The 15253-nt window shown below is 59.5% G+C and carries 14 protein-coding genes; 6 read left to right on the top strand and 8 right to left on the bottom strand.

Going from position 1 to position 15253, the window contains the following annotated elements:
- The first annotated feature begins 90 nt into the window (after positions 1–90).
- Both AC4D6D_RS03820 and AC4D6D_RS03825 read left to right on the top strand, forming a co-directional pair.
- Positions 91–1344: a threonine ammonia-lyase gene (locus tag AC4D6D_RS03820; protein ID WP_491326572.1), complete on the top strand. Its 1254-nt coding sequence runs from the start codon at positions 91–93 to the stop codon at positions 1342–1344.
- A gap of 342 nt (positions 1345–1686) precedes the next feature.
- On the top strand, positions 1687–2526 hold the full coding sequence (locus AC4D6D_RS03825) for an arginyltransferase (protein ID WP_491326573.1): 840 nt from the start codon (positions 1687–1689) through the stop codon (positions 2524–2526).
- A 13-nt stretch (positions 2527–2539) separates the two neighbouring features.
- Here the strand turns inward: AC4D6D_RS03825 and AC4D6D_RS03830 are convergent, their stop codons facing one another.
- The 3 genes from AC4D6D_RS03830 to AC4D6D_RS03840 form a co-directional block, all read right to left on the bottom strand.
- Complete coding sequence (locus AC4D6D_RS03830) at positions 2540–3136, bottom strand: lysozyme (RefSeq protein ID WP_491326574.1); 597 nt, start codon at positions 3134–3136, stop codon at positions 2540–2542.
- 100 nt (positions 3137–3236) lie between these two features.
- Positions 3237–5786 (bottom strand): DNA topoisomerase (ATP-hydrolyzing) subunit B, encoded by a 2550-nt coding sequence (gene gyrB / locus AC4D6D_RS03835; RefSeq protein WP_491326575.1) that lies wholly within the window; start codon positions 5784–5786, stop codon positions 3237–3239.
- 221 nt (positions 5787–6007) lie between these two features.
- Positions 6008–6133 carry a hypothetical protein gene (locus tag AC4D6D_RS03840; protein ID WP_491326576.1) on the bottom strand — a complete coding sequence of 42 codons (126 nt, stop codon included), beginning with the start codon at positions 6131–6133 and terminating at the stop codon, positions 6008–6010.
- Between the two features lie 175 nt (positions 6134–6308).
- On the opposite strand from AC4D6D_RS03840, the gene guaA reads away from it, so the two are divergent.
- Both guaA and AC4D6D_RS03850 read left to right on the top strand, forming a co-directional pair.
- A complete protein-coding gene (gene guaA, locus AC4D6D_RS03845) occupies positions 6309–7889 on the top strand; it encodes a glutamine-hydrolyzing GMP synthase (protein WP_491326577.1) in 1581 nt (526 codons plus the stop codon).
- A 307-nt stretch (positions 7890–8196) separates the two neighbouring features.
- On the top strand, positions 8197–9393 hold the full coding sequence (locus tag AC4D6D_RS03850) for a tyrosine-type recombinase/integrase (protein ID WP_491326578.1): 1197 nt from the start codon (positions 8197–8199) through the stop codon (positions 9391–9393).
- Between the two features lie 22 nt (positions 9394–9415).
- On the opposite strand, the gene AC4D6D_RS03855 is transcribed toward AC4D6D_RS03850, so the two are convergent.
- Positions 9416–10252 (bottom strand): MarR family transcriptional regulator, encoded by an 837-nt coding sequence (locus AC4D6D_RS03855; protein WP_491326579.1) that lies wholly within the window; start codon positions 10250–10252, stop codon positions 9416–9418.
- A 105-nt stretch (positions 10253–10357) separates the two neighbouring features.
- Between AC4D6D_RS03855 and AC4D6D_RS03860 the strand changes: the two genes are divergently transcribed.
- On the top strand, positions 10358–10579 hold the full coding sequence (locus AC4D6D_RS03860; protein WP_491326580.1) for a helix-turn-helix transcriptional regulator: 222 nt from the start codon (positions 10358–10360) through the stop codon (positions 10577–10579).
- Between the two features lie 45 nt (positions 10580–10624).
- On the top strand, positions 10625–11644 hold the full coding sequence (locus AC4D6D_RS03865; RefSeq protein WP_491326581.1) for a replication initiator protein A: 1020 nt from the start codon (positions 10625–10627) through the stop codon (positions 11642–11644).
- Positions 11645–11930: 286 nt separating this feature from the next.
- Here AC4D6D_RS03865 and AC4D6D_RS03870 read toward each other — a convergent pair whose 3' ends face one another.
- From AC4D6D_RS03870 to AC4D6D_RS03885, 4 genes are all read right to left on the bottom strand, one after another.
- On the bottom strand, positions 11931–12140 hold the full coding sequence (locus AC4D6D_RS03870; protein WP_491326582.1) for a hypothetical protein: 210 nt from the start codon (positions 12138–12140) through the stop codon (positions 11931–11933).
- Between the two features lie 1074 nt (positions 12141–13214).
- The gene (locus tag AC4D6D_RS03875; RefSeq protein WP_491326583.1) at positions 13215–13712 is read right to left on the bottom strand and encodes a hypothetical protein; all 498 of its coding nucleotides are present in this window, start codon (positions 13710–13712) and stop codon (positions 13215–13217) included.
- A gap of 9 nt (positions 13713–13721) precedes the next feature.
- The gene (locus AC4D6D_RS03880) at positions 13722–14852 is read right to left on the bottom strand and encodes a HigA family addiction module antitoxin (RefSeq protein ID WP_491326584.1); all 1131 of its coding nucleotides are present in this window, start codon (positions 14850–14852) and stop codon (positions 13722–13724) included.
- Positions 14852–15148: a type II toxin-antitoxin system RelE/ParE family toxin gene (locus AC4D6D_RS03885; RefSeq protein ID WP_491326585.1), complete on the bottom strand. Its 297-nt coding sequence runs from the start codon at positions 15146–15148 to the stop codon at positions 14852–14854. Before AC4D6D_RS03885 ends, AC4D6D_RS03880 begins: the two co-directional genes overlap by 1 nt.
- Positions 15149–15253: the final 105 nt, after the last annotated feature.

Below are 15253 nucleotides of genomic sequence, written 5' to 3' on the forward strand. Positions count from 1 at the left end.
AAACAATAATATTACAGCGTTAAACGGTGTCGGGAATTTTTCCTAACGCGCGGCTTTCCATTCGGCACGCTTTCCTTTAGGCGCGCCACCATGGAACAGCCATTGCTCAAGATCGCTGCGGAGCCCGAAGAGGCTACGCTGACTGCCGAAGACGTTCGTGCGGCGGCGGAGCGCATTATTGGCAAGATCGTCCGTACTCCGACGCTCCATTCCACCACGCTCAGCGCGATCACCGGCGCCGATATCTGGCTCAAGTTCGAAAACCTTCAGTTCACCGCCGCCTACAAGGAGCGCGGCGCGCTCAATGCCCTGTTGCTGCTCGACGAGGAGCGCAAGTCGCGCGGCGTGATCGCCGCTTCGGCCGGGAACCATGCGCAGGGCCTGTCGTACCACGGCACCCGTCTGGGCGTGCCGGTGACGATCGTGATGCCGCGCACCACGCCGACGGTGAAGGTGATGCAGACTGAGAGCGTCGGCGGCAAAGTCGTGCTGGAGGGCGAGAGCTTCGACGAGGCCTATGCCCATGCCCGCAAGCTCGAAACCGAACTGGGCCTGACCTTCATCCATCCCTTCGACCATCCGCATGTCGCGGCGGGGCAGGGCACCGTCGCGCTGGAAATGCTGGAGGACGTGCCTGATCTCGATACGCTGGTGCTGCCGATCGGCGGCGGCGGTCTCGCCACCGGCATGGGCACGGCGGCGCGGGCGATCAATCCGGAGATCCGCCTCGTCGGCGTCGAGGCGCAGCTCTACCCCTCGATGTACAACCTGCTGAAAGGCACCAGCCTGCCGATCGGCGGGGACACTCTGGCCGAGGGCATCGCCGTGTTCTCGCCGGGGCAGTTCACCTCCTCGGTGCTGCGCGAACTGCTCGACGAGTTCCTGCTGGTGAGCGAATCGGGCATCGAGAGCGCGCTCGCCCTGCTGCTCCAGATCGAGAAGACGCTGGTTGAGGGTGCTGGCGCCACCGGCCTCGCGGCGGTCATGGCGAATCGCGAGCTGTTCGCGGGGCGCAAGGTCGGCATCGTGCTGTCGGGCGGCAATATCGACACCCGCCTGTTGGCGAACGTGCTGCTGCGCGACCTTGCCCGCTCCGGCCGTCTCGCCCGCCTGCGGATCGGCCTTCAGGACCGCGCGGGCGCGCTGTTCAAGGTGGCCAAGGTGTTCCACGAGCACAACGTGAACATCATCGAGGTCTTCCACCAGCGCATCTTCACCCATCTTCCGGCCAAGGGCCTTGTCACCGAGATCGAGTGCGAGGCGCGCGACAAGGAGCAGCTCGACGCGCTCGTGGCGGCGCTGCGGCGCGAGGGTTACGAAGTGAAGCAGGTCGAGACCGAGTAGCATCTCCTGCGAATCGCGAAAATTCGTCTACAATAAGGCGGCGGGCGGCATCGGCTTCCCGCCGCCTTATTGCGAATCGGGGCGCATGGTGGGAAGGGGGAGGCACGTCCGGGCGTTAACTGCGCACGCGCAATCTGCTAACCTATGGACGCGAGAAAGAACCAATCCGGGACAACCGGGTGGATTCACCACCCAATTGGTCTCGATTCCGGGGCGGGTGGGGCAGGTTTCGTGGTTAAAACGCTTTCAACCGGCGCATCGGCTATGCATATTCAGGGCTAACAAGGAGGCATCGCCGGCGTCGCGGCGGACTTCCATCACGCTAGAGGATCAGTTTCGTCCGTGACGGCACCCGTTCGCTTTCCCCGGTTCTTCGTGACCAGCCCGGCTCCCTGCCCCTATCTGCCGGGTCGCAGCGAGCGGAAGGTCTTTACCGAGCTCAAGGGCCCTCACGCCGATTCGCTCAACGATGCGCTGGGCCGCATCGGCTTCCGCCGCAGCCAGACCGTCGCCTATCGCCCCTCCTGCCTCGACTGCAATGCCTGTGTCTCGGTTCGCGTCGTCGCCGATGAGTTCACGCCTTCCGGCACGCAGAAGCGCCTGCTGAAGCGCAACGGCGATCTCGTTGCCACGGTCTGCCGCCCCTGGTCCACCAGCGAGCAGTTCGAACTGCTTCAGAGCTATCTCTCCGTCCGCCATCCCGAAGGCGGGATGACTTCGATGGATGAAGTCGATTTCGCCGACATGGTCGAGCATACCCCCGTCACCAGCTACGTGATCGAATATCGCGAGCCTTCGGAAGACGGCGTGACTCCCGGTCGACTGGTCGGGGCCTGCCTCACCGACCGCCAGTGCGACGGACTGTCGATGATCTACAGCTTCTACGATCCCCATCACGAGGGGCGTCAGGGGCTGGGCACCTACATCATTCTCGACCACATCCGCCGCGCCACGGAAATGGAGCTGGCCTACGTCTATCTCGGCTATTGGGTCGAAGGCGCGCCGCGCATGCAGTACAAGGTGCGCTTCCGGCCGATGGAAAAGCTAGGCCGCGCGGGCTGGGAACGGATTACATCGGTCGAGCAGGATCGCCTGATCTCGGCTGCCGTCGCCAATCCGCGCAGCCGCGACGACGTGAACGAGGGCGCCCGCAAGGACGGCGTTCCCTCGATCACGCAGTAAGGCCTATTCGGGATTATCCGGTCGCGTAAAGTGCGGCCTCTTCAGCGCGCCGACGCTTCAGGCCCTCAAGCACTTTCCCGTCGTTGTAGATCCATTTGCCGAATTCGGCGGTGGCTTCGGTGAAGCGGCCTTGACGGTGCAGTTTCGTCAGCGTGGCCTTGGCGATGGCGCCGGTGTTGTAGTAGAATGAGACGAGCGCATCGAACTGGCCGGGTGAGGTGGCGGCATCGCCGATCGCGGCGATGACCTCGCGGACATAGCGGACGATCTCGCTATCGAAGCGGGCGTCGCACTGGGCCTGGGTCCAGACCGTTCCCGATCCGATGTCTGCCCCGGTGGAGCCCCAGCCGATCGTCCACGGTTTGCCATCCTTGCTGCCGGGGTCGGGATAGGCCTCGAAAAGCCCGTCGGCGCGGCGCCTGGCGCAGCCTTCCCATTTCCGGATCAGCGCCCGGCCTGCGGAACCGAGCGCGAAACCACCTTCGCTGGCGGGGCCGGTTGCGGCGAGCGCCGCATCGATCGCCCGGTCGAGTTTGGAGACTTCCTGCGCCGTGAAACCACGCCCGAGCAGCAGGCGTACTTCGTCGAAAATCGGCTTGCGATGGAACATCGGCCTCTCCTTGGTTGAGGGAAAAGGCCAATCAAGTAAGTCGGATGCCGGGCTGTAGGAAAACGGTTTCTTTTCGCGAAACCGTTTTCCGAAAGCTCCATCAGACGTCGAGGTTGGCGACGTTCAGCGCATTTTCCTGGATGAAGTCGCGGCGCGGTTCGACCACGTCGCCCATCAGGCGGGTGAAGATTTCGTCGGTGACATCGGCGTCCTCGACCTTCACTTGCAGCAGCGCGCGGTTTTCCGGGTCCAGCGTGGTTTCCCAGAGCTGGTCGGCATTCATTTCGCCCAGACCCTTGTAGCGCTGGATCGACAGGCCCTTGCGCCCCGTGGCGAGTACGGCGTTGAGCAGCTGTGAGGGGCGGCTGATCGTGTCGCCACCGGCCACCGGACGGGTTGCAGGCGTATCGTCGTCGCTCTCGGCGGCTTCGACTTCCACCGCCTCGGTTCCCGCGCGCACGAGGCGGGCGGCGCCGGAGTAGACGTCGGTGTTCTCGGACGCGAGGCGGGCGAGCTTGCGGGCTTCGGCGCTGGCGACGAACCCGGCCTCGATCTTGTGATGATCGGTGACGCCGCGCCACAGGCGCTCGACTTCAAGATTGCCTGCCTCGGTCAGGCGCGCGGTCCACTTCGCTTCCGGATCGCCGCGATCCAGCCATTCGGCCGCACGGTTCAGCGCCGCCATGCGGTCGGCGGGCGAGAGGTCGGCGGCGAGCGCACCGGCGATCGCCAGCGCTTCGATAATGACCGGATCGAAGCGGCGCGGCACGAAGGCCATGATGTTGCGCATGCGGATCGCATGTTCGACCAGCGCTTCGAGGTCGCTGCCCATGCGCGCGCCGCCCGCGGTTTCGAGCACGCGTCCGGCAAGACCGGCCTCGACCAGATAGCGGTCGAGCGCGGCATTGTCCTTCAGGTAGACTTCGCTGCGGCCCTTGGCGACCTTGTAGAGCGGCGGCTGGGCGATGAAGAGGTGCCCGGCACGGATTATGTCCGGCATCTGGCGGTGGAAGAACGTCAGCAGCAGGGTGCGGATATGCGCGCCGTCGACGTCGGCGTCGGTCATGATGACGATCTTGTGGTAGCGCAGCTTTTCCAGGTTGAAATCGTCGCGGATGCCCGTGCCCATGGCCTGGATCAGCGTGCCGACTTCCTTCGAGGAAATGATGCGGTCGAACCGTGCGCGTTCGACGTTGAGGATCTTGCCCTTGAGCGGCAGGATCGCCTGGATCTTGCGGTCGCGGCCCTGCTTGGCGGAGCCGCCTGCGGAGTCACCCTCGACCAGGAACAGTTCGCACTTGCTGGGATCGCGTTCCTGGCAGTCGGCCAGCTTGCCGGGCAGCGAGGCGATGTCCATCGCGCCCTTGCGGCGGGTCAGTTCGCGGGCGCGCTTGGCGGCTTCGCGCGCGGCGGCGGCGTCCACCACCTTCTGGATGATGGTCTTGGCGTGGCTGGGGTTTTCCTCCAGCCATTCGCTCATCTTGTCGGCCATCAGCGCTTCGAGCGGCTGGCGCACTTCCGAGGAGACCAGCTTGTCCTTGGTCTGCGATGAGAACTTGGGATCGGGCAGCTTGACCGAGACGATCGCGGTAAGCCCTTCGCGCATGTCCTCGCCCGAAAGCGAGACCTTTTCCTTCTTGAGCAGGCCCGAACGCTCGGCATAGCCGTTCAGCGTGCGGGTCAGCGCCGCGCGGAAAGCGGCGAGGTGGGTGCCGCCGTCACGCTGCGGGATGTTGTTGGTGAAGCACAGCACGTTCTCGTAATAGGAATCGTTCCATTCGAGCGCGACTTCCATGCCGATGCCATCCTTGTCCGCGCCGATCGCGATCGGTTCGGGCATGAGCGCCTGCTTGTTGCGGTCGAGATACTTCACGAAGGCGCCGATGCCGCCCTCGTAATAGAGGTCGTGCTCGAGGGCTTCCTCGTGGCGCTTGTCGCGCAGCTTGATGCGTACGCCCGAATTGAGGAACGCCAGTTCGCGGTAGCGGTGTTCCAGCTTGTCGAAATCGAACTCCGTGACGTTCTTGAACGTCTCGGTCGAGGCCAGGAAGGTCACGCGGGTGCCCTTCTTGAAACCGTTGTCGTCCGGGTTCTCGCTGACCTTCGGCGCTGCGCCGCGCACTTCCAGCGGGGCCACGGCATCGCCGTGGGCGAACTTCATCCAGTGTTCCTTGCCCTCGCGCCAGATCGTGAGTTCCAGCCATTCGGACAGGGCGTTGACCACCGAGACGCCCACGCCGTGGAGGCCGCCGGAGACCTTGTAGGCATTGTCGTCCGAAGTGTTCTCGAACTTCCCGCCCGCGTGGAGCTGGGTCATGATGACTTCGGCGGCGGAGACGCCTTCCTCGGCATGGATGCCGGTGGGAATGCCGCGGCCGTTGTCTTCCACCGAGACCGAGCCGTCGGCGTTGAGTTCGATCAGCACGAGGTCGCAGTGACCTGCCAGTGCCTCGTCGATGGCATTGTCGGAGACTTCGAAGACCATGTGGTGCAGGCCCGAACCGTCGTCGGTGTCGCCGATGTACATGCCGGGGCGCTTGCGGACCGCGTCCAGCCCCTTGAGGACCTTGATCGAGTCCGCGCCGTAGCTGTTCTGGTTCTTGCCGTTGTCGGACCCGGTGCCGGGCGTGCTGTCTTCGGTGCTTGCCATGCCGAGCATATAGGGTTTGGCGGCCGTAAACCCAAGCAAAACCGGGTATGGGCCGGTGCTTTTCCACAGAGTCTGATGGGATGTCGCCAGGTGGTTGTCGCGGAGCGGCCAGTTGCGCGCTCTGCACCACGGTGCGCGCGAAAACGGGCAGGCCGGTTGTTCCTGACGCAAAAAAGGCGGCCACTTGGGCCGCCCTTCTGTCTAGTCGGAATTGCCGACCCTCAGATGAGGGTGACGGCAAATGCCAGAGCGCTCACACCCAGCGCTGCGGCAAAACCGAACGTCTTTTCGACGATGGTCATTGAAATGCTCCTGCAAACATCTTGTTTTGTTTTTATCGCATGCATGGCTCTTCTCGGCGCGCATGCTGCAAGTGCGAGATAAGCTTCATTGGAATTTTCGCAACGTCAAAAGCAACAATCTTGCTTGCAAGAAATGCAATCAAGTCGGTGTTTCGGGTACGCGCCTGAAATCGGGCGCGCTGTACTGGACACCCACGCGAACCCGCTATAGTGGCCGGCCATGACTAATCCGACTCCTGACCAGACCACGCAGACGTCCGATTCCATCCTGATCGTCGATTTCGGCAGCCAGGTAACGCAGCTTATCGCGCGCCGCGTGCGCGAAGCCGGCGTCTATTCCGAAATCGCCCCGTTCAATGCCGCGAAGGAAGCCTTCGCCCGCATGAATCCGGCCGGCGTGATCCTGTCCGGATCGCCCGCCTCGGTGCTCGACGAGAACGGCCCGCGCATTCCAGAAGAAATCCTCGAAAGCGGGCTGCCGCTGCTCGGCATCTGCTATGGCCAGCAGTCGCTGATGCACCAACTCGGCGGCGAAGTGCTTTCCGGCGATTCGGGTGAATTCGGCCGTGCCTTCATCGAGATCGGTGACGATTGCGCGCTGTTCGACGGTCTCTGGGCCAAGGGCGAAAGCCACCAGGTGTGGATGAGCCACGGCGACAAGGTGACCAGCCTCGCCCCCGGCTTCCGTCCGGTGGCATCGAGCGCAGGCGCACCCTTCGCGGTGATCGCCAACGACGAGAAGCGCATCTACGCGATGCAGTTCCACCCCGAAGTCGTGCACACGCCCGACGGCGGCAAGCTGCTGAAGAATTTCGTCCGTCACGTCTGCGGCCTTGCCGGCGACTGGACCATGGCCGAGTTCCGCAAGACCAAGATCGAGGAAATCCGCGCGCAGGTCGGCGACAAGCGCGTGATCTGCGGGCTGTCGGGCGGCGTCGATTCGGCGGTGGCCGCGCTGCTGATCCACGAAGCGATCGGCGACCAGCTGACCTGCGTCTTCGTCGATGGCGGCGTTCTGCGCATGGGCGAGGCCGAGCAGGTCGTCAGCCTGTTCCGCGGCCACTACAATATCCCGCTGGTGCACGTCGACGCCTCGACGTTGTTCCTCAAGGGGCTTGAGGGCGTCACCGACCCGGAAGCCAAGCGCAAGTTCATCGGCAAGACCTTCATCGACGTCTTCGAGGACGAAGCGAAGAAGATCGGCGGCGCGCAGTTCCTGGCACAGGGCACGCTCTATCCGGACGTGATCGAATCAGTCTCGTTCACAGGCGGTCCTTCGGTGACGATCAAGAGCCACCACAACGTCGGCGGCCTGCCCGAGCGCATGAACATGCAGCTTGTCGAGCCGCTGCGCGAACTGTTCAAGGATGAAGTCCGCGTGCTCGGCCGCGAACTGGGTCTCCCCGAGATCTTCGTGGGCCGTCACCCGTTCCCCGGACCGGGCCTGGCGATCCGCATCCCCGGCGAAGTGACGCGCGAACGCTGCGACATCCTGCGCAAGGCGGATGCGATCTACCTTGAGGAAATCCGCAACGCGGGTCTCTACGACGCGATCTGGCAGGCCTTCGCGGTGCTGCTGCCGGTGAAGACCGTGGGTGTCATGGGCGATGGCCGCACTTACGACAGCGTCTGCGGCCTGCGCGCCGTCACCTCGACCGACGGCATGACTGCCGACATCTACCCGTTCGACGCCGCGTTCCTGTCGCGCGTCGCCACCCGTATCATCAACGAGGTCAAGGGCATCAACCGCGTGGTCTACGACTACACCTCGAAGCCGCCGGGCACGATCGAGTGGGAATGATTTGGCGTCTGGCACCGACTGGCAGCCAGTAGCACGAAAACGGAACTAAGCCCGCAGAGATGCGGGCTTTTTTCTGTTTGGGGCTGGCAATGTCTGGCAAGTTTCGGCATCGGTAAGCAGCGCTTTCCAATGGCATGCTGAATGGCATCGTTTTCTGGGCTGCGCGGTAACAGCGATCGATACCATAACGGCTCTTCAGCAGGTGCATGGTATCAAAATCCCGCAAGGCGCCTGTTTTGCTGGATTTTTAAGGGGAAATGGCAGCCTTGTTCAACATGGTATTTCTGCGGGTGAGCGAGGTATTGGCATGCTGACCGATACCAAGCTGCGCAATCTCAAGCCGCAGGACAAGCTGTACAAGGTCAACGATCGCGACGGCCTCTATGTGGCGGTCACACCCGCAGGCTCGATCTCTTTCCGCTACAACTATTCGATCAACGGCAGGCAGGAGACGCTTACGTTCGGTCGCTACGGCCTCGGCGGGATCACGCTGGCCGAGGCGCGCGAGCTTCTAGGGGCGGCCAAGAAGATGGTTGCGGCCGGAAAGTCGCCTGCCAAGGAGAAGGCTCGCGACAAAGCTCGCACGAAGGATGCCGAGACCTTCGGTGCCTGGGCCGAGAAATGGCTTCGCGGCTATCAGATGGCGGATTCGACCCGTGATATGCGGCGATCGGTCTTTGAGCGGGATTTGAAGGGCAAATTCGGCAACCAGAAGCTGGCTGAGATCACGCACGAGGACTTGCGAGCGCTGACGGACGCCATCGTTGCACGCAAAGCACCGGCAACGGCCGTGCACGCCCGAGAGATAGTCTTTCAGGTATACCGCTGGGCGATTGAGCGCGGGCAGAAGGTGGAAAATCCGGCCGAATTAGTTCGCCCGACGACCATTGCCAAGTTCGAGCCTCGCGATCGCGCTCTGACACCGGATGAAATCGGGCTGATGCACCATTACCTTGAGCGCATCGGGTCAGCCCCATCGGTACGTGCGGCAGCCAGACTCTTGCTGCTCACGATGGTTCGCAAAAGTGAGCTGACCAATGCTACATGGGATGAGATCAGCTTTAGCGACGCGCTTTGGACGATCCCCAAAGAGCGTATGAAGCGCCGAAATCCCCATTTGGTGTTCCTGTCTCGGCAGGCGCTCGACATTTTCGTGGCGCTGAAGACGTTCGCGGGCGGGTCAGACTTCGTCCTGCCATCGCGATACGATACCGATGTGCCAATGAGTGGAGCGACGCTCAATCAAGCGCTGACACTGACGTACAAGCTGGCGCAGCAAGAGGGGAGGCCCCTCGGCAAGTTCGGGCCGCACGATCTTCGGCGTACCGCCTCAACTTTGCTGCACGAGGCGGGGTACAATACCGACTGGATTGAAAAGTCCCTCGCGCACGAGCAGCGTGGTGTAAGGGCGGTTTACAATAAAGCGGAATATCGTGGGCAACGAACCGCAATGCTACAGGATTGGGCTGACATGATCGACGAATGGGCGCTGAAGCGCCCATAAGCGTGCGTAGAGGTGGCGATCATTAGATTATCGCCTGTTTACTAGTTCGCCGTTTGATAGCGGCGGAAACGGCTTGCCGCGACACGCCAAGTTTGCGCGCGATATCTGCTTGGCTCATCGTCTCATCAACGAGCAAATCCTCCATATGCCCCGTGCGAGATTTTCCATGCTGGATTAATTTATAAGCATGGCGTCGAATATCTGCGTGGAACTCAATATCCCATACGGGATAGTAACCTTTTCTCAAGCAATCAGAGCGCACAAGATCAATCAACAAGTAAAATTCTACTTTATAACGCCGATCTCTTTGATATGTTCGACGCGAATCTATGCTTCGTCGTGGATTGTGTTGACTGCAATATAGCTTGCTAGGCTTTGGTGCACCTTCAGGTTGACCGGGCAACTGTGCCGACCAGACCAGTTCGCCATGCCGAGCCCATTCTTTAATGAGCATTCTTCCTTCAACGTGATCCCGAAAGCCTTCGACCGATAGGTCGCCGCGCATCTCCTCTGGAATGCAATATCTGCTCCACATACGCCCAGCCTCATATGGGCCGAATTCTCCCTTACACGCACGTTCAAATCGCTGGACCAGAGCATCACTCTGTTTCTGCGCTAGAGTGCGCATGGCGGCCGTGAGTGGGACGATTTTGGCGTTTCCGCGCGCGAGGCGTTTCACGACTTTCGGTGCGGCTAGGACCGTAGAAAACTCGGTCGGACGCCAACAGAACTCACAGAAGCACCACTCATTGCGCATAGCCAGTTTGGCTTGGATCCGATCGGAAGACGTATCGCATTTCCTCACCAAGCGCTCCTCGTGAGGATCGAATGCGATTTGAGCGGTTTGGGATTTGTCCATCGCTTAGCTTTAACGTGATCGTCAACATTGTTCTAACTCTTTTCGCTCCTCTACCAGCACCAACCGGTATCGTCAGGCAACTGATTGATAGCGAGGGAATTTACGATGGAGATTAAGAGCAGAGTCCTGATCGACCGCAAGAAGCTTCACGCGATGATACCGCTGGCAGAGCGAACGATTTACAACATGGAGCAGCGCGGCGAGTTTCCTCGCCGCATCGCCCTCACGAGCCGGAACGTGGCATGGGATCTGAGCGAGATCGAAGATTGGATCGACGCGCTCAAGGTTTCCGGCGGGCAAGCCTTCCGACCGGGGACACGGCTTTAGATCGCCGCCTTTTTGAGCCTTATGTTGGTCTCGGGAAATTCGGTTGTGGCGATCGAGGAGCAGGCAGGCTTCGCCATCGATCAACCAGACTACGCGTTTGGTGGACGATGTGAGCGTCTAGCCTCCACTGGTCAAAACGCCGATCGGAAGGTGAACGATCAATTCGAACCGAGCTGCTTCCGGCAACGTAATTTCTTCATGGCGGACATTCTGGATCCAGCGCCGAAGGGCGATGTGGCCAGTATGGAGCACCCATTGTTTGCGTTGAAGGCCGGTGATCGGAGTGTCAGGACATATGAGCACAATGGTTGGACAGTGACGGTGAAGTCCACCCAAGACGGCTGTGCGACTATCCATGACAAGGATTTGTGGATCTTTTGTATCAGTCAGTTGGTCGAGGCTCGGAACCGGGGGCGGGAAATTTCCCGTGTCGTGCGCTTCGTCGCGCATGACTTCTTTCGTGCCACGTGTCGCGATACCAGCGGGCAGGCTTACAAGCGTCTCAGCGGTACGTTGGCGCGTCTTTCGGGAACTCGCATTGAAACGAACATCGAGACCGGCGGCCTGCGTGAGAGGCGCTTTTTCGGACTGATCGATGCGGCGAGGGTCATTGAGAGCGAAGCGGACAGGCGCATGGTCGCGGTCGAAGTGACACTCCCGGTCTGGTTATTCAGATCCATTGAAACCATGAAGGTTCTCACTCTCAGTCGGGATTATTTCCAACTGCGAAAGCCGCTGGACCGGCGCGTCTACGAACTCGCGCGGAAGCACTGTGGTTCGCAACGCCAATGGAGGGTCTCACTGGACGTTCTCCACCTTAAAAGCGGGTGCGGTTCAAGGGTGTCAAACTTTCGCGTAAAGGTGCGAGCGCTTGTCGCTTCCGGTGGGCTGCCTGACTATGCGATGGCTTACGACCAGGTGCGGGACATCGTCACGTTTCGTCCTGTCGGTGTAGCAGGCAAGATAGCCTGCGCCGGCAATCCGGCCGGACATTCACGCGTCCCATTGTTTCCACACGAGAAAAGCGGTGCGAGTACAAAGCGAAGACGCCGGAATCGCAGCTAAGGAACAATGGTCGGAGTGCTGTGGATAAAGGTGTGTCGCCTGTGAATTGGCACGTGCTTTTAGATGCATTGGCCTGTGGAAAGGCACGTGCTTTCAGGTGCATCGAGCTTCGTGCTTTCAGATGCACGGCCTCGCCGCAATGTGCTGATTAGAATTAATTTTTTCCGGATTTTGAGATGTGTAACGCGCGCGCGCGTTTTAACCCATTAAATATATAACTTATGGGCGTGGCCAAACGGCGTCCTGTCGGCATGACGGGTGGGGCCTCCGTTTCCCTTTTGGGCTCCTATTCTGGAGTGTGCTCATTTGCCCAGCGGGTACGAGCTCGTTCGATGGCACCCTCGGTATTCCGTAAGTGTGCTTCCCAATCTCCTTGGGAAGGGAATTCGCTCCAGCTCTCGTGGGCCGCTTCAAGCAGCGCGACTGCATCTTCCTCGGATTGCAGGAAGTCGGCGGCGTCGAACTGCTTCAGGCTTCGCTTGGAGAGTTTGGACAACGGCTATCTCCTAAATGGGATCCAAAAGGCTGGGGGCGTGATCTCGGTGTTTTGCGGAGACCCGCTGTAGCACGCTTGGCGCGCTTCATACTGTCGCAGCATACACCTTCGAGCCTTCAGGCGAGTAGGCAAGGTGTTGTACCAACTCGCCAACGGCGTACCGGTACAACGCACATCTTGCCTCGCATAATGATGAAAATCTCCGCAAAAGTATGCAAAACTCCGCAATTGCAGCGATTTTGCGAAGTTTTGCATACTCTTGCAGATACGTGCATAGTTTTGCGTCACTCAGGACGGCAAGATATGTAATGTAGGCCTACGCGCTTTGCGCTCCAGCCAACTTTACAGACCTTACTTGCCTTCGGCTCGACAGGGCTTGCTCTGCGAGGTGGACGGTCGCTACCGCAACTTAGAAAGGGAAGGAATGGCGATCGATGAATCGACAGTTGCTCCAAGAGGAGGTGAAACTCTCACCTGTTCCGTCCAATTCCGTTGCAATGCGTTGGGGCGCTCGGGCTCAGTCTGGCAAGGGATGATGTCACATGCTTCATCATCTTTTGAACTCAGTGATTGTCGATTCAGCTGTACTAAGCCTTCAATCTCATAGCAGCTGCGCTATATGATATGGCATGTCATCACGAGACCACTTTTCCGCTAAGCTCGTTTGCCCAGAGTGTGGACGAGAAGGTGTCGCGCGAATGTCGGAGAACGATGGTTACTCCTACGCATTCGGAGATAAGTCCACGACTGTGGAGTCGGTCACCGTCGGGTTTAGACAAGTTTCAGCGCCGAGCCGCATTCGAGATGACCTCGACTTTCAATGCGAGGACCATGCGGTTTCTGCGGTTAAGTGATGATCGCTAGAAAACCGCAGCGTCCGCGGGATGCTAATCAACTCGCCAAGATAGTTGTTGATCTAGCGACTGGTGCCGCGACTGAAATCGAAGAAGGTGCGCTGACAAAGCGCGCAAGACGGGCTGGCGCTGTGGGTGGTCCCGCGCGGGCGGCGGCACTCACCGCACAGCAACGTTCGGAGATCGCTACAATTGCTGCTCAAGGGCGGTGGAGAAAGCCTTAAGCGGCATCTTTTCCACGATCTCGCTCTGCCCGTTCGACGGCGCGAAGTTCGTCCACGTCATCTTGGAACTCAAGGTGAAAACGAAGTTGGGGATCGTCGGGAAAATTCTTGTTCATCCGCTCCACATCGCAATGTGCCCGATATACATCATGGGCGATTGCTTCACGACGCTGCCTGACCGATCGTTGGCGTTTTGTCGGCGTGCCGCCCGTGTCTGTATCGAAGTAATGCTTGGTTTCGACGCCGTTCTCGAAGAGCGTTACGCTTTGTTTGGCGCGATAAGTGAAGCCGCCTTCTTCATCGAAGCGCTTTGCTTGGCGCAACGCTTGCGTCACCTGCTTGCGTAGTGCTTGGCGAACATCCTGCGGTCTGGGGGCCAGTTTGCCGTGAGCTACGGCCCAATCGATGAAGTCGTTGGGATCGCCGGAATCGTGTCCGGTTTCAGAGGCCCATTCGTCCCAATGACGATTTACCTGCTCGTTGTAATCGGCCATCTTCCGCTCCTATAGACCGGTAGGGGAGAGGTGGCCCCAACCGTCTTTGTGCTTCCAGTCCAAAAGGTACTCGCGAACGCCAATCTGGTATTCGCGAAGCCAGTTCCATTTTTTCGTCCGATTTTGGATTTGCCCAACTACGACGCCGGGATGAATTTCCAGTCGCGCGGCAAAGGCTAGAACGTCCTCACGGGATATAAACGGACTCTTGCGAGCGATGAATGAGTCCATTTGTGCGCGCGGCACGCAAAATTCAGCGGCGGTGTCGTTGGCCACCTTCTCACAATCGATTGCGTCACCGGCGCCAGTATCGCTATCTACAGGTGCAAAGGAAAATTCCTTACCATCGCCGTTCAATACGTGCGTAATTTCATGCATCAATACAAAGCAAAAATTGTCGATCCTATCCAATCGAAGTGTCAAGCCGATAACAGGCTGACCATCCAACCAAACACAGACACCGTCAATCTTCGAGCCGGGGAGGGCCTCAACTACGACGAAACGCACGCCGCACTTGTGCAGAATTTCCGGGATATGCACTATATCGTCTTTGAGATGCATGTGCTCCCGGATTGATGGCAGGCTTTTACGAAGCATTTCTTCGGAATAAAGCGGGCACTCGATTTGCTCAGCCATCTTGCGTACGCGGTTAAGCCATACATACTGAAGTTCAGTGGTTCCTTCGTAATCCTGCTTTCTTGCAGCATGCGCTAAGAGCGGAGCATCGCTCACAAAGGGGATGTCGCTGATCCTGTTTTTACCGAAAAAACGAAGCATCTGGAGGTCGAGGAGGTCCGGCTCCGCGTCCTCAATCCATCCGCGTTTGATCATTTCCCGAATGGGGAATTTGGAGACCCAAGTGGCGCGCGCTTTTACGCCAGGATCGGCTTTCCGAGCCCTGTGAAGATCATAGAGCTTTTGCAAGTTCAGGAAAAATTCTGCGGGCATGTCGAATGCGTCGCCCAAGGCGACCGCGGTATCGGGGGTGATGGAAGTTGTGCCTTTTATCAGCTTGTTCAGCTGACTCACATCCATGTGAAGAATGTATGCAAGATCGGCCTGAGTCCAGTTGCGGGCCTCAAGCTCCTCTTCGATGAATGTGCCGGGCTGATCAACCGGCGGCGGTGTGGCGTGGGCCATCAGTGATAAACCTCGATCTCTAATATCGTGACGGTCTGCGGCTCGGTGTCTTCGTTCAACTCGAAAACTAGTCGATATTGGTCATTCAACCGAACGGACCGCTGACCCTCTCGATCCCCCCCCAATTTTTCGTAGCTCAGACTTTTCCAATTGCTGAGCGAGCGCTCATCGATCGCCGCTCGAAGGATCGTGAGCTTCCGCCGGGCCGACTTGATCACCGTGACCCCTAGTTGGGTAGTTCCCGCCTGGTCTGTCTCGATCAAAGCCAGCTCTGCATTGTTAAACGCGATCCTCATTAGGCGCCTTTTAGCACGTGTGGATTCCGAGCCGCAACATCAAATTGACGTTCCGTGCCAAACTGACCATTATGCTTGACTTGAGATTGTCGGAGCAGAGTGAAG

Source organism: Novosphingobium sp. BF6 (assembly GCF_058273105.1).